A 14,401-nucleotide genomic window follows, 5' to 3' on the forward strand; every position below is an offset into this window, starting at 1 on the left:
AGAACTCCTTTAAAATCTTATTTTGTTCCCTTTTTAATTATATTTGCAACTACATTTTACCATATCTCGCCATGATTACAATAGCAACACTACAAGACGTTTCGGACTTAAATAAATTAATCAATTCAGGATACCGAGGGGAATATTCCAAAAAAGGATGGACCACCGAAGCCAACATATTAGAAGGTAGCCGAACGAACGAAGCCGAACTGAAGGAAATTATTGGTACCAATAAAAATACGTTGCTAAAATTCACGGAGGACAACCAGATTATTGGTTGTGTTTTGTTGGTCGAAAAAGAACAACAATTGTATTTAGGCATGTTGACGGTATCACCGGAATTACAAAATAGCGGAATTGGAAAAAAATTATTACAACAGGCCGAAGTTCATGCACAAACATTAGACTTGTCTAAAATTGTAATGACAGTGATCTCAATTAGAACGGAGTTAATTAACTGGTACAAACGCCACGGTTATGTGGATACAGGTGATCGTGAACCTTTCCCAGTAAGCGATATTCATATTTCAATCGTAGAACAGCCTTTAGAGTTTATCGTTTTAGAAAAAAAGATAAATTAAATCTACTACTAGAAAAATTGTTACCCCTCTATAGGAAGTAGCGAATACAAACAAAGTGGAATCAAATTTTTCTTTCACCATATAAGTAATCGAAGTTCATTTAAGTTCGTTAAGAAGAACTACCTCTTTTTAATTATATGGCATGTCTTTAGTTATAATTTACAAAACCATATCTTCAAACAAGCGTTGCGTTGTTTGTTCTAAATCATCACATAATCCTGGATGTGGTCGCGATGTTTGAATTGCCGAGCTACGCAACGCCGTTAACCAACGAAAACGCGATGGAATATCAAATTGTGCAATGGGTCCGCCCTGCTTTGTTCCATGTGCTATTTTCTGGAAGGACTCTAGGTTTAATTGCAGTTGTTCCAAATCCAAATCGCCGGAAAACAGTTGCATCTTTGCAATATCAATAGTGTAAAGCATTTTTATAAACTTCGCTTTTTTGCAAAAAATAATAATCCCCACATTGAGGAACTCTTCACGCTCTACCCTTGGTACAACACGGATTACCGAGTACTCATATAAGTGCTTCTCTTGCATTTTGGGCTTCTTTAATGAAAATTTGAGAATGGTTCAGGCGCATCGATAAAAATTGAAAGTAGACTTCACGTACCGCCTCAGGGCTTTCGTCCGTATCTTGCCAGTCCAGCCATTCCAGAGGAATAAGATCTACTATCGATTGCAAGGTTTCTGTCGTTAAAAGAGTTTTGAATAAAGCATCTGCTTCTTGCAACATCGAAGCTTTCGGCAACAATACATGGTCTTTAATAAGCGCAAACGGGCTTTGGGCGTGTTTCTCCCAATTAGTCCAAGAGTGATGAAAGTAAAAACTTGCGCCATGATCTATCAGCCATAACTCTTTGTGCCAGATCAGCATATTGGTATTCCTAAAGGTTCGATCGACATTAGTGATAAAAGCATCTAACCAAACAATCTGCGAAGCCAGCTTAGCATCTACTACTGTGACCACAGGATCAAAATTGATAGCTCCTGAAAGAAAATGTAACGCTAAATTGAGTCCTTGACTTCCTTGCAACAAATCCTGAATTTCCTCATCGGCTTCCGTACGACCAAAGGCTTCATCGAGATTTGCATACACTAGCTCGGGAATTTGTAACTTTAAAACACGAGCAATCTCCCCTCCTATCAATTCAGCGATTAAGGCTTTCACCCCATGACCGGCTCCCTTGAACTTTAAAACATATTTAAAATCATCATCGGCTTCTGCCAAAGCTGGTAAAGAACCACCTTCGCGCAAAGGCGTAATGTATCGGGTAACATTTACAGTTCTAAGATTGAAGTTGCTTTTCATATTCGGAATTTACTGAGGTACAAACTTACAAATAAGTAGGACTAAATTAATACATGTTTCAAATAATGATTTTCTTCTATGCCTCAATAACTCGTTCTTGGTATAATAAGATTCCTCCTTCGTCGGAATGATATTTTTGCGTTTAAAACAATAATTACTCCAAATTTTCTAAACTTAAATATGCTTTTCCAATAGTCAAAATAATATCGGATGCGAGAAACGATTGATATCCCGTTTCTGGCAAAGCGATATCGGCCGTTAAACCATGTAAATAAACTCCCAAAATAGCTGCATCAATAGGTTCATAGGATTGTGCCAGTAAACTCGTAATTATTCCGGTTAAGACATCCCCGCTTCCGGCTGTGGCCAAAGCGGCATTCCCTGTGGTGTTCCTATACACCGTTTCGGCATCAATAATATGCGTTGGCGCTCCTTTCATGACCACAATCACATCATAATGCAACGAAAACGCAATTGTTTTCTCGAATTTATCTTCCTCTGAATCCCATTCACCTATTAGTCGTTCCAGCTCTTTAGGATGCGGTGTTAGTATCGTTTTTGAAGGTAATAACGTAAGCCAAGATCTATTTTTTGATAAAATATTCAATGCATCAGCATCTACTACTAATGGAATGTTGTTGGTTATCAAGAATTCATGCAGCGCTTTTTGCGTTGGTTCCTCCTGCCCCATTCCAGGACCAATTCCTACTGCCTGCGGTTTGATGTCGAATGCAATCGCCGAGAGGTATTTTTTCTCTACATCCGTTAAAACCATGGCTTCGGGAATAGCTATTTGCACAATTTGGTAGCCGCATTTAGGAACAAAAGCCGTTACTAAGCCACAACCCGTTCTCAAAGATCCTTTTGAAGCTAGTACTGCTGCGCCTATTTTACCATAACTTCCCGCAATAATTAGCGCATGTCCTTGAATGCCTTTGTGCGTATGTGCATCAATTGGTTTGTAACGTTTGAGTATTTCGTTTTGGTCAATGTATATAGGACTCATCTGATCATTTTTTTGTTTAAAATTACGTTTTTTATCTGAAACAGATTCGTTCTGAATCACGAAATTGCCTAGCCCAGATAGAAATGGAAATCCTTTTACTTTTATATTTAAAAAGTAAAAGATTGCAATGGATAGCTGAAAATAGCTCCTAAAAACTATTGAATTTACATAAATAATGCCTTAAATATGATAATTTTTGAATAAATTAGCCACTTCAAATTTTATATACACACACAATGAAAAATACTGCGCTTACGCACATACACGAGAGTTTGGGAGCAAAAATGCTTCCGTTTGCTGGATACAATATGCCTATTTTATATGAAGGAGTGAATGCTGAACATGAAACGGTACGGAATGCTGTAGGTGTTTTTGATGTTTCACACATGGGAGAATTCTTGCTTTCGGGACCAAATGCTTTGGCTTTGATCCAAAAAGTGACTTCAAACGATGCTTCTGTATTGACAATAGGAAGAGCACAATATTCTTGTTTGCCAAACGATAAAGGTGGTGTTGTAGATGATTTAATTATTTATAAGATAAAAGAAGAGCAGTATTTGCTGGTTGTAAACGCATCTAATATTGACAAAGACTGGGATTGGATTTCGGCTCATAATGATTTAGGAGTGGATATGAAAAACATTTCTGAAGACTATTCATTATTAGCAATCCAAGGACCAAAAGCAGTTGAAGCGATGCAAGCCTTGTCTTCCATTGATTTGGCAGCTATCAAATACTATCATTTTGAAGTAGCTGATTTTGCAGGAATTGATAATGTGATAATCTCTGCAACAGGTTACACTGGTTCAGGAGGTTTTGAAATTTATTGTAAAAATACCGAAGTAGAACAAATCTGGAATAAGGTTTTTGAAGCTGGAGCGGCATACGGAATCAAACCAATTGGTTTAGCGGCACGTGATACTTTGCGTCTTGAAATGGGTTTCTGTTTGTACGGAAATGATATTAGCGACACCACTTCTCCACTTGAGGCTGGGTTGGGTTGGATTACTAAATTCACCAAAGAGTTTACCAACTCGGAGAATTTGAAAAAACAAAAAGAAGAAGGAGTTACTAGAAAATTAGTTGCTTTTGAAATGCAAGAGCGTGCTGTACCTAGACATGACTACGAAATCGTGGACGGAACGGGAGCTGTAATCGGGATTGTAACTTCAGGAACAATGTCTCCATCGATGAATAAAGGAATTGGATTGGGTTATGTAACTGTAGCGAATAGCGCCATGGATAACGACATCTATATTCGCATCAGAAAAAATGATGTTCCTGCTAAGGTGGTAAAATTGCCATTCTACAAGAAATAAATCAGAATTTATTCTATAACCGCTTATTTGCAAATTTTTCATTACATCCTTTCGGGTGTTTTCAAAAATTAGTGAATGAGCGGTTTTTTTTATAATATGTTTCCGTCTATAACGTAAAATTTTATACTAGTACTTTTTATAAAACAGTCCAATTGTCAGTTCGAGCGGAGTCGAGAACCACTATTGCATTTCGACTCCGCTCGATGTGACAAAAATTAGTTTGGACTATATTGTACTTGTTTTTGGTATTAGATTTAAATAGTCATGAAAAATTAGCTGTAATCCAGTGCTTTACGTAACTTTATATTTCATAAAAATCGCTTACTTTTTAGCTTTTTTCGAAATTAATAAAGTGGAGATGAAAATAATTTCACTGGTCTTCTTGCTAACTTCTTTTTCACTTTTCGCCCAAAGTGATACTAAAACATGTGTTTTACTTTCTAAAATGAATACGCTCATTCAAAGCGAACATATTCAACCAAAACCAATAGACGATAGCTTATCCATTTTTGTGTTTGACAACTTTATTGACGCGCTAGATCCTTCCCGAAATATTTTACTAAAATCAGAATACGAAGTGCTTTCCCATAAATACCGTTTGGAACTAGATGATTTAATTCATGCCAACGATTGTTCTTTCCTGTCTGACATTGTCACGGTATACAAGGCCGCACTTATGAGAAATAGAGTTATTTTAGAAAAAATGAAGAATGACACCATCGGTTATAACGTAAAAGATACGATTCGGTTTTATAAAAAAGCATTCCCTTTTTACCTAGAAGAAAATCAAGTAGAAAAAGCCTTGAGAAAAAAAATAAAATATGAAATTCTTGATGATATTGTTTCTCAGAACAACAATTTAGACACAATATCAGCTTCGTTCAATATTTTAGAAGCAGTATCAAAAAACCTAATTATAGCAAATGAAATTTGCAAAATAAATGTGGTTTTGCAAAAAGAATCTGGTTTTGAAGAAAATCTTTTGGATAATTTTTGCAGTTATTTCGACCCACATACTGCCTATTTCAATGTCGATACCAAGTCCAGTTTTGTGGCTTCGTTATCAAAAGAGCAGCTATCACTAGGGATGAACGTAAGTTTGAACGACCGTAATGAAATTATTATTATTAAAATGAACCCCAATGGTCCTGCCTTTCAAACTGGAGGAATTAAAAAAGGAGATCAAATAATTGCTGTTTCCAACCTTAAAGAAACATTACAAGTTTCCTGTGTTACCCTAGAATCTATTTCGAATATGATCCTTTCTGATTCCAATAAGAAAATCCTACTAACTCTGAGAAGAAACTCTGGTAAAAACTTTGAGGTACTGGTAGAAAAAAAACGTTTAAAAGACGATGCCAATGTCGTTTATAGTTTTATTATTGCGAATAATAAACGGAACTACGGCTATGTAAAAATTCCTAGCTTTTACTCGGACTTTGAAGGCAACAGCGGCAAAGGCTGCGCAGATGATACAGCACTAGAAGTTCTAAAACTCCAGAAAGACTCTATTCAAGGTGTTATTATTGATCTAATTGACAATGGAGGAGGCTCCATAGAAGAAGCTATAAAACTTGCGGGAATGTTTATTGACACCGGCCCTGTCTCCATTTTCTTGGACAATAAAAAAGCACAAACTATTGTAAATGACCCTTATCCGGGGATGATTTACAAGGACCCGATAGTGATCCTAATAAACGGAAATTCAGCTTCAGCAAGTGAGTTTTTTGCCTCAGCATTACAAGACTACAACCGCGCGCTATTGATGGGAGGCGCGACTTTGGGAAAAGCAACCATGCAATCTATAGTGCCATTAGAACCAAATGACGCGGAAAACTTTGTAAAAATAAGCACTCATAAATTTTATCGGATTACCGGAAAAAGTAATCAAGCTATTGGAATTATTCCTAATGTACTAGTTCCCGAAATTTATGAAAGTATCTATTCTAAGGAATGTAACAATCCTACTGCTTTTATAAATGACAGTATTGTAGCTAATCTTGTTTATAAGGAATACTTAAAAAATAGTGTTATAGCAAAAATCGTTAAAAAAAGTAACGATAGAATTGCCGTTAATTCCAATTTTAATGAAGCAAAAAAAATCAATAAAAAAATTGACGCTTTAATAAAGACCCCAAAATTACCTAGACCAGTGACAATAGACACAATAATTAAAGACCAATCTGAAATCAATGCGATGTGGAAGGAAATTACTGCATTCGATACAAAAAGTAACAATTTGTTTATTCATAATTCAAAACTCAATAATTATCTATTGACAATTAACCCTTCGGAAAGAGCCAATAATGAATTCCAACTGGAGGAATTGAAAAAAAGCCACTATTTAAATGAAGCTATTGCGATAATTAATGATTTAAATAGCGCTAAAAAATAGTGAAACGAGAATATTACCCTAATTTCACAAAAAGAACAGAAGAGGGTTTTGGTAGAAATAAGGAATAGCTGTATTTTTGCAGTTCATTATAATAAATAAGAAATGGGAAGAGCGTTTGAATTTAGAAAAGGGAGAAAAATGAAACGTTGGTCAGCAATGGCTAAAGCATTTACAAGAATTGGAAAAGACATCGTAATGGCTGTTAAGGAAGGTGGACCAAATCCTGATGCTAATTCGCGTTTAAGAGCTGTTATCCAGAATTCAAAGGCCGCAAACATGCCTAAAGAAAATGTAGAACGTGCCATTAAAAAAGCAACTGATAAAGATACCGCTAATTATAAAGAAGTTTTGTTTGAAGGTTATGCTCCTCATGGGATTGCGCTTTTAATTGAAACGGCTACCGACAATAATAATAGAACTGTTGCCAATGTGAGAAGCTATTTCAATAAATGCAATGGAACGATGGGAACGCAGGGTTCTGTTGAATTTATGTTTGACCACACTTGTAACTTCCGCATTCTGGCAGACGGACTTGATCCTGAAGAGTTAGAATTAGAATTAATCGATTTTGGTGCCGAAGAAGTTTTTGAAGATGAAGACGGAATATTAATTTATGCGCCTTTCAACAGTTTTGGAACGATCCAAAAAGAGCTTGAAAATCGCAATCTAGAAATCCTCTCTTCTGGTTTTGAAAGAATTCCTCAAAACACGACAAAACTAACAGAAGCCGAAATGGCTGATGTAGAAAAATTGATTGAAAAAATGGAAGAAGATGATGATGTAATGAACGTTTATCATACCATGGAAGAAGCCTAAACTTCATCCAGACCCTATATAAAACTCTAGCTTCGGCTGGAGTTTTTTTTGTTTCAAATTGTATAATATAAAATTACCCCCCATGTTATTCCTTATTTTAAGCATTTTATGTAGCGTTACGGTAGGCATTATTTTTAAACTATCACGCAACTACAACATCAGCGTTATTCAAATTGTCAGCTGGAATTACCTTTTTGCTTTAGTATTGTGTTTCTTTACTTTTAGCCCAGATTTGAACGCCATAGATCACACAGCACCGTGGTCCATCTATATCACATTAGGAATTTTGCTACCATTGATATTTATCTTTTTGGCCGCCTCGATAAAACATATGGGAATCGTAAAAACCGATGCTGCCCAAAGGCTTTCTCTTTTCATACCGCTACTTGCAGCCTGGCTTATTTTTAACGAAGAATTCAATCTATTGAAGATTACGGCTTTTTTGATAGGCTTTCCTGCCTTATTACTTATCCTTTCTAAACCAGCGGCCAATACCAACAATAAATGGATGTATCCTGCTGCAGTACTCATTGGATTTGGACTCATAGATATCCTTTTTAAACAAATTGCTTTATACACCAGCCTTCCATTTACGAGTTCGTTATTTGTTATTTTCGCAGTAGCACTAATGCTGATGATTGCAGTAATCTTGTACGATGTTATCGTTCGAAAAACACGATTAACAGCCATCAATATTCTTTTTGGTGGATTAGTAGGTGCTTTTAACTTTGGGAATATCCTTTTCTATCTAAAAGCACATCAAGCTTTTGCTGACAATCCCTCGACGGTTTTCGCGGCAATGAATATGGGTGTTATTATTCTGGGGAGTCTTTTGGGTATTCTCGTTTTTAAAGAAAAAATGAGTAAACGAAACTATGTGGGTCTTGCATTGGCATTAATTTCTATTGTACTGATTGCGCTTTCGCAAATGGATGTTTAGAATGCTGTTTTCATGGCTGTGGCCAAAGAAGGTTGAAAAGCCTTATTTTCAATTTTAGCATCTCTAGGATTTATGGAACTTTAAAAATTGGAATATGGATGAAACGAATTTTAGATAATTATCAATAATATAAAAAAACCGTTTTTATCAGTGTCATCCGTGGCTTTTATTTTTGAGTATGTATTAGCTGACACATCGATCTATTACTATCAAGCGTACCTTCTTTGTTCATCTTTAATGATGCAACGCACATCTAATTTTTTTGATTTAGTTTACGGGCACGGAACAAATTATTTAGGAAAGGCTGTTAGCCAGTAGCTTTTTTTACTCCGCTAATCTATTTTCAATATCCATTCTTTCGTATAAAACTCGTACGACTTCAATTTCATTTGTCTTGTCTTTTTTGAAGAAAATTAAATGTGATTTTACTTTTGAATATTTATATGATTTTCTAATGTTTTCGGAGTCAAGAGCCATCTCAAAATTAGCTACGATATATTCAATTTCGTCAATAATTAAGTTATAATATCTATCTGCTTGTTCAACAGACCAATTTTCTGCCGTATAAATCCAAATGTTGTTAATATCTTCTAAAGCCTTTTCACTAATTATATACGCTGACATTATTTTTGAAAATTAGCTTTTAGCGTTTCTAGATTTATATCGCGGTCAAAATTTCTAATTTTACTACTCTTTTCTCCCATTTCTAATTCATTTATAAGAGATTTTGCTTTATTTTCTTCTTGCTCAAAAACTCTCAAAGCAGTTCTAACAACTTCACTTACTGAACTATACTTTCCTGTAGAAATTTGTTCATTAATAAAATTTTCAAAATAGTCTCCTAATAATATCGATGTATTACGTGCCATAATTTTTTTTTCAAAGATACCAATAATTGGTATTAAATTCAAAAAATTTCCTTTTTTACGAAAAAGTTAACGCTAACGTTTTGGCTTTGTGTTGCATATTTTGCCCAAACGCTTTGTAAAAATATGTCATTATGGTTTTTTGAGTAGCACTTGGAAACGGGAGAAATTAAAGGTTCTACAGGAAAAACTAAAGGTAAAAATACTGGAAAGAGTAGAGAAGAAACCTTTTCTACCCAAATGTCCTTGTTGCAAGAGGGATAATTTACATAGAATAGCCGTTTTTGACCAGCGTGGTCCGCCTGCTTGGTATCTTGGCGATAGCCAAAGTTCAGGTCCCTGTAAAAATTAACTTTGTGGGTAAGGGAAATTGTGTCTAAAATTCAAGGAAATCACGATAAAAACCACTGTAGTCGTACTGCAAAAAAAAAGAGGAAACTAAGTCCTCTTGTAATCCTTCAAATTATTTTACGATAACTCCATAGAGTTAGTGGAATCTCAACCGGTTCCGTTCAACCGCGGGTTCATTGTTAGCTTTTCAAGCCCAACGAGCCCTTAGCTGTTGTGTGTTGTTTTTTTATCTAATTCTATTAGAATTTTCGTCAATATTTCTTTCTTGATAATTTGAATCTTTAATCCTTCCAAATTTATAACGTAATGAAAATGATATTTCTCGAGTATCAGTATAATATATTCCTTTTGATGCTATATCGTTAATAGTAAAGTTTTCATTAAAATTCATATTTCTAAAAACATCATTAAAGCTCAACGTACAATCAAAATTTTTTAATAATGTTTTAGATAACGCTAAATCCATTATGAATAACGAGTTTCTTTTAAAAACTCCTTCTTTTCGTTCTGTAAAACCCCAACCTGTAATAGAAAAATCAAATTCTTTTGGTAATTCAAAAATATGATTTGAATAATAGTATAAATATGGTTTTGATTCATTAAAAACAGCAGATTTATCTTCAATTTTGTTTAAGATAAAATTAAAATTGTTTGTAGAAGTCCAAAATTTTTGTTTAAATGGTAGCGTAAATTCTAAATTAAAACCAGACTCTTTAGCATAATTTATAGAGTTAAATGAAATCAAATTTATAGAAGAATCAAACGAAAATGCAAAATATACTGTATCTTTACTTTGAAAGAAATTTAGCTTTACAGATTTATTTTTAAACTGAAAAGTTCCAGAAATTTCATCTGATATCGTTGGGTTTAAATTTATGTTTCTTGAAAATACTAAAAATGGATTTGTATAAATTGATACTTGGCTAGTTGATGAATAATTAGGTCTAGAAATACTTTTTGCATAATTAAGACTTATAGTTTTGGTACTGTCTATCGGAATATCAATTTGAAATTTAGGGAAAAAATTAGTGTAATTTTTATTAATTAATAAATTATCATCAATTTTATATTTTCCTTTAATATTTGTATTTTCTGTTCTTATACCAATCAAATAATTTAATTTTTTAATTTTTCCCGATAATTGAGTATAACCTGCTATATTTTTCTCTTTAAAATTATAATTTGTAAATTCATTATTATTTGAAATAAAATCTATAACCTCGAAATTTGTATTTGCTTCTGCTGATAAATATAATGCTCCAATTTCCCATTTTATTTCATTTTTAAATGATTTCTCTAAATCTGTTCTACCTGAGAAGACATTGACATTAAATTTTTGATTTCTGTTTTGTATTAAGTCAAATTGAGTGTTATTATAATTGTTTTGGATTACACTATTTGATTTTTGATAAAAATTGGAGTATTGAAAACCTGTAAATAATTTTGCGTCTAAACTCTTAATTTTTTTGTTGTAATTAATAAATGAATTTAAAAAATTTCTGTTTTCGTCATTGTTATTTAATGTTTCAATATTATTTTGAACATTGATTTGGCTAATGAATGAATTAGTTGTGTTCTTGTCATTGTCTTTTTGAATTTTTCCACTCATATTAAATGATAAGTAATCATCTTCATTTATTTGATGATAAATACCACCTCCAAGAATAAATTGACGTCTTCTTGTGAAAGATTCTGCAATAAAATCTGAGTCTATATTTTTATTTGGAATTTCAAAATTATTCCCAATACTTTCCCAAGGATTAAGTAAATTATAACCAAAATTAGTTTTTATTTCTGTTTTATTCTTTTTAAAACTTGAATTTATGGACAGATAATTATTAAATCTTTTTTTAAAAGAAGCAACTTCAGATATAGTAGTTTCAAAACCATCTTTTTTACTTAACTTTATTGTAATTAAAATTACTGCTTTTCCCTCAGCTTCGTATTTCGATGAAGGATTTTTTATGATTTCTATAGTTTTAATATCCTCAACCGACAAAGCATTCAGGTCATTTATTCCAACCTTTTGATTGTCTATATAAATTAAAGCATTTCCTTTTCCAACAATTGATATGCTCTCTTTGTCTCCACTTATTTGTATACCCGGCAGTTTGGATAGTAAATCCATTGGATTTGGAACCGCTTCAAAAAGAGAAGAAGCAATATCTACTTTTATATTTCCATTAGTATTAGTGAAAATTTTTTTTTCGCTTTTCAATACAATTTCGTTTAATTCAGTAATACTAATTTTAGACAACACTAATTTTAGGTTTAAATTTTGATTTAAAGTAACTTTTTGATCAATATCCTCAAAATCTTTGCATTGAATTTGAATATTGTAATTTCCTTTATTTAACGAAGTAAAAAGGAAATGGCTATCTACTATTGATTCTATTTTAATTAATTGATTAGTTTCTGAATTAAATAAGTAGGCATTACCTTCTTTTATAATTTCATATTTTGAATTAGTAAGTTCTATCTTTAAAGTAAGGTTATCTTGTGAAAATCCAATTAAACAGAAAAAGAATAATGCGGAAGAAAAAATTTTTTTAAACATTTTATTTAGTAAGTTTTTAATTAATACTTCCACAAAGAAAAAAAAACACTCGTCAAAGTGTTTTTTTTTGTATGATTTAAGTACTAGTACTGGTACTATTTTTGAAATCTACTAATTAACTCTTTTCTATTAGAGACATTTAACTTATTGTAAATGTTGGTAATATGTGTTTTAACGGTGTTAAGACTAATAAATAGTTCTTCTGCAATTTCTTTATTACTCTTGCCAGCTATTATGTGTTTTTTTATCTTCATTTCTTGATTGCTAAGTTCCTCAATAATTGTTAATCTTTTTTTAGATTTAATTGAGTAAATATTATAGATGAGAACTAATATTATTATTCCAAAGATAAAATTTACAATTAGGCTTAAAGTTTGTTTCTTTTTTGCATTAACCAAATTATAAGTATTCAACTCTCTTTCTAGGAAAAAATATTCAAGATTATTTATTTCACTTGATTTCAATTCATCAAGCAAACGAATATAATATTCTGAATTTAGCGAGATATCTTTTTGAAGTAATTTTTTTTCGTTTAATTCTTTTAGGCTTAGAAGTTTTATTGCTAGGGTTTTTAAAGAATCTTTCGAGTAAATTCTAATTTTTTGTAAATAATCTTCAGTGTTACTATATTTTAATTGTTTTTTAAATTTTTTAAATTTTTGTTTTTCTACACCAATAGATTTATATTCTTTATCGTAACTTTCTGAAAGTGATACTTTTTTTGTTGGTATTATTTTAGTATTATTTTGTCCAAACAGGGTAAAGGTTAAAATCAATAATAGGAAAATATATATTTTCATTTTTTTTTATAAAATTTTGAATTTGAAATTTTTTGTATAACGTATTTTTTATTTAGTATTTATTGACAAATATATTAAATTTAAAATTGCGTTAGATTCCTGACTCTGCGCTAAAATATATTACAACGTCAGTCTGTGAATAAACTCAAAATGGGTCTCTGAGAATCGTCTATATGAAATTTTTCTCAGACAGTCCCCCGAATAACTTCTCTTTTTGACTTAGTTTTTTCACAACCTGACGTTTCGCGGCTTCAAGAAGTGGCGAACTTCGTAACCGCATATTTTCCACTAAGATAATATTTCTTGCGAAAGATAAACGTGAATTTACCACTTTACTCACCATTTCTTGAAACCGCTGTTGGCAGATCGTTCTTATTTTCTGTATTACTTTTCAATTCCCAATATATTATTTTTATTATCAATAACCATAATTTCATTGTCAAACATTTTATTACCAGTTATTCCGTAAATAATCGATGAAGGTATATAATCCATCATATTGAGTCTGAAAAATCCATAAACATATTCTCTTTCTTTTATAGTTTTTCCAATTTGAATATTTTCGGTTATTTGCTTTCTATAAATTTCATAATCTTTTCCACCGCTACCTATACAACAAAGTTTTTCTATCTCCTTTTTACTTTTTAGTTTTGCTAACCTTTTTTCACTTGTTAGTAAAGAAAACATACTTGAACCTGAATCAAAAAATAACCTTGTGTTTTCTTCTCCAATTTTGGCAGGAATTAATAATGGAAATTTGTCAACGCTTGCATTTTCAATAAAATCAAATGATTTTCCTAGTTGATTTATATTTTTTTCGGTTATTGCAATTTTATTTGTTTTGAAATCTAAAATTAAAGTTCTTCCAACGATTGCATCTAATCCAATACTTCCGATAACAATAAATGAACTATCTATCTTTACGTCTCCACGATTTAGCATTTTTATCTTATCAGCTTTGAATTTCATTTTTCCAATATTTAATATTGGTTTTTTAAGAAATTGAATACTATCTTTTGAATATTCAGTTTTCATAGATGTATTACTTTCAAGCAATTTACTTAATGTTATTCCGTAGAAACAAGTTTCAGAAATTCCAGTGTCAAATTGCATATATAATTTTTGTTTAATTCCTTCAATTTTTACAGGAACAAAGAAAAATGCTTTTTCAACCAGCATATTTTGAATACTATCACTTTTCCAAATTATTTCACTATAGACAATTTCTTTCGGTTCACTGAAAACTTTAAATGTGTTTATTGTTTTACTACTTCTCCAATAATTGTAATATATTGGAATTGAAATCGAGATTATGAGAATTAAAATTAAGAGTGTTTTGAGAGATGTTTTTAAAATTTTATTCATAATTATTTTCTTCGGCTATTTTTTAGTTTTCGTTTTTTAGAATGTCTGCCAACTTGTATATAAGATCAAATATATACAACTTTTCGCATT

The 14,401-nt window shown here is 31.9% G+C and carries 13 protein-coding genes and 1 pseudogene; 6 read left to right on the forward strand and 8 right to left on the reverse strand.

Annotated elements, in window-relative coordinates; genetic code table 11:
- Nucleotides 1–71 precede the first annotated feature (71 nt).
- Entirely contained in the window at nucleotides 72–581 is a 510-nt protein-coding gene (locus tag BMW63_RS06555; RefSeq protein WP_074722463.1) for a GNAT family N-acetyltransferase, read from the forward strand.
- 159 nt (nucleotides 582–740) lie between these two features.
- On the opposite strand, the gene BMW63_RS06560 is transcribed toward BMW63_RS06555, so the two are convergent.
- The 3 genes from BMW63_RS06560 to BMW63_RS06570 all read right to left on the reverse strand — a co-directional run bounded on the left by BMW63_RS06560 (nucleotide 741) and on the right by BMW63_RS06570 (nucleotide 2,902).
- Nucleotides 741–1,124 carry a DUF3037 domain-containing protein gene (locus tag BMW63_RS06560; protein ID WP_074722465.1) on the reverse strand — a complete coding sequence of 128 codons (384 nt, stop codon included), beginning with the start codon at nucleotides 1,122–1,124 and terminating at the stop codon, nucleotides 741–743.
- Nucleotides 1,102–1,896 carry a HipA family kinase gene (locus BMW63_RS06565; protein ID WP_074722467.1) on the reverse strand — a complete coding sequence of 265 codons (795 nt, stop codon included), beginning with the start codon at nucleotides 1,894–1,896 and terminating at the stop codon, nucleotides 1,102–1,104. Before BMW63_RS06565 ends, BMW63_RS06560 begins: the two co-directional genes overlap by 23 nt.
- A 154-nt stretch (nucleotides 1,897–2,050) precedes the next feature.
- Nucleotides 2,051–2,902, reverse strand: a complete 852-nt coding sequence (locus tag BMW63_RS06570; RefSeq protein ID WP_074722469.1) for an NAD(P)H-hydrate dehydratase — start codon at nucleotides 2,900–2,902, stop codon at nucleotides 2,051–2,053.
- Between the two features lie 236 nt (nucleotides 2,903–3,138).
- Here BMW63_RS06570 and gcvT point away from each other — a divergent pair, with 236 nt between their 5' ends.
- The 4 genes from gcvT (at nucleotide 3,139) to BMW63_RS06590 (ending at nucleotide 8,372) form a co-directional block, all read left to right on the forward strand.
- Entirely contained in the window at nucleotides 3,139–4,221 is a 1,083-nt protein-coding gene (gene gcvT, locus BMW63_RS06575; RefSeq protein WP_074722471.1) for a glycine cleavage system aminomethyltransferase GcvT, read from the forward strand.
- Nucleotides 4,222–4,579: 358 nt separating this feature from the next.
- Nucleotides 4,580–6,616 carry a S41 family peptidase gene (locus BMW63_RS06580; protein WP_074722473.1) on the forward strand — a complete coding sequence of 679 codons (2,037 nt, stop codon included), beginning with the start codon at nucleotides 4,580–4,582 and terminating at the stop codon, nucleotides 6,614–6,616.
- Nucleotides 6,617–6,718: 102 nt separating this feature from the next.
- Entirely contained in the window at nucleotides 6,719–7,432 is a 714-nt protein-coding gene (locus tag BMW63_RS06585; protein ID WP_074722475.1) for a YebC/PmpR family DNA-binding transcriptional regulator, read from the forward strand.
- 82 nt (nucleotides 7,433–7,514) lie between these two features.
- Nucleotides 7,515–8,372 (forward strand): DMT family transporter, encoded by an 858-nt coding sequence (locus tag BMW63_RS06590; protein ID WP_074722477.1) that lies wholly within the window; start codon nucleotides 7,515–7,517, stop codon nucleotides 8,370–8,372.
- Between the two features lie 324 nt (nucleotides 8,373–8,696).
- Here BMW63_RS06590 and BMW63_RS06595 read toward each other — a convergent pair whose 3' ends face one another.
- Nucleotides 8,697–8,996: a type II toxin-antitoxin system RelE/ParE family toxin gene (locus tag BMW63_RS06595; protein WP_074722479.1), complete on the reverse strand. Its 300-nt coding sequence runs from the start codon at nucleotides 8,994–8,996 to the stop codon at nucleotides 8,697–8,699.
- The gene (locus BMW63_RS06600) at nucleotides 8,996–9,241 is read right to left on the reverse strand and encodes a type II toxin-antitoxin system ParD family antitoxin (RefSeq protein WP_074722701.1); all 246 of its coding nucleotides are present in this window, start codon (nucleotides 9,239–9,241) and stop codon (nucleotides 8,996–8,998) included. Before BMW63_RS06600 ends, BMW63_RS06595 begins: the two co-directional genes overlap by 1 nt.
- Before the next feature lie 85 nt (nucleotides 9,242–9,326).
- On the opposite strand from BMW63_RS06600, the pseudogene BMW63_RS18375 reads away from it, so the two are divergent.
- Nucleotides 9,327–9,590, forward strand: a pseudogene (locus BMW63_RS18375) (IS91 family transposase); the annotation flags it as partial.
- Between the two features lie 225 nt (nucleotides 9,591–9,815).
- Here BMW63_RS18375 and BMW63_RS06610 read toward each other — a convergent pair.
- The 3 genes from BMW63_RS06610 to BMW63_RS06620 form a co-directional block, all read right to left on the reverse strand.
- Nucleotides 9,816–12,146 carry an outer membrane beta-barrel family protein gene (locus BMW63_RS06610; RefSeq protein ID WP_083380371.1) on the reverse strand — a complete coding sequence of 777 codons (2,331 nt, stop codon included), beginning with the start codon at nucleotides 12,144–12,146 and terminating at the stop codon, nucleotides 9,816–9,818.
- Between the two features lie 95 nt (nucleotides 12,147–12,241).
- Entirely contained in the window at nucleotides 12,242–12,946 is a 705-nt protein-coding gene (locus BMW63_RS18535; RefSeq protein ID WP_074722481.1) for a response regulator transcription factor, read from the reverse strand.
- Between the two features lie 384 nt (nucleotides 12,947–13,330).
- Nucleotides 13,331–14,311, reverse strand: coding sequence for a hypothetical protein (locus BMW63_RS06620; protein ID WP_139174205.1), 981 nt, complete (start codon nucleotides 14,309–14,311; stop codon nucleotides 13,331–13,333).
- Nucleotides 14,312–14,401: the final 90 nt, after the last annotated feature.

It is taken from the genome of Flavobacterium frigoris, assembly GCF_900111075.1.
Classification (GTDB): Bacteria; Bacteroidota; Bacteroidia; order Flavobacteriales; family Flavobacteriaceae; genus Flavobacterium; species Flavobacterium frigoris.

What these genes read in the sequence shown, in the direction of transcription:
- BMW63_RS06570 (WP_074722469.1), bottom strand. Translation starts at nt 2,902, where the DNA reads ATGAGTCCTATATACATTGACCAAAACGAAATACTCAAACGTTACAAA.
- BMW63_RS06595 (WP_074722479.1), bottom strand. Translation starts at nt 8,996, where the DNA reads ATGTCAGCGTATATAATTAGTGAAAAGGCTTTAGAAGATATTAACAAC.
- BMW63_RS06565 (WP_074722467.1), bottom strand. Translation starts at nt 1,896, where the DNA reads ATGAAAAGCAACTTCAATCTTAGAACTGTAAATGTTACCCGATACATT.
- BMW63_RS06590 (WP_074722477.1), top strand. Translation starts at nt 7,515, where the DNA reads ATGTTATTCCTTATTTTAAGCATTTTATGTAGCGTTACGGTAGGCATT.
- gcvT (WP_074722471.1), top strand. Translation starts at nt 3,139, where the DNA reads ATGAAAAATACTGCGCTTACGCACATACACGAGAGTTTGGGAGCAAAA.
- BMW63_RS06560 (WP_074722465.1), bottom strand. Translation starts at nt 1,124, where the DNA reads ATGCAAGAGAAGCACTTATATGAGTACTCGGTAATCCGTGTTGTACCA.
- BMW63_RS06555 (WP_074722463.1), top strand. Translation starts at nt 72, where the DNA reads ATGATTACAATAGCAACACTACAAGACGTTTCGGACTTAAATAAATTA.
- BMW63_RS06600 (WP_074722701.1), bottom strand. Translation starts at nt 9,241, where the DNA reads ATGGCACGTAATACATCGATATTATTAGGAGACTATTTTGAAAATTTT.
- BMW63_RS06620 (WP_139174205.1), bottom strand. Translation starts at nt 14,311, where the DNA reads ATGAATAAAATTTTAAAAACATCTCTCAAAACACTCTTAATTTTAATT.
- BMW63_RS18535 (WP_074722481.1), bottom strand. Translation starts at nt 12,946, where the DNA reads ATGAAAATATATATTTTCCTATTATTGATTTTAACCTTTACCCTGTTT.
- BMW63_RS06610 (WP_083380371.1), bottom strand. Translation starts at nt 12,146, where the DNA reads ATGTTTAAAAAAATTTTTTCTTCCGCATTATTCTTTTTCTGTTTAATT.
- BMW63_RS06580 (WP_074722473.1), top strand. Translation starts at nt 4,580, where the DNA reads ATGAAAATAATTTCACTGGTCTTCTTGCTAACTTCTTTTTCACTTTTC.
- BMW63_RS06585 (WP_074722475.1), top strand. Translation starts at nt 6,719, where the DNA reads ATGGGAAGAGCGTTTGAATTTAGAAAAGGGAGAAAAATGAAACGTTGG.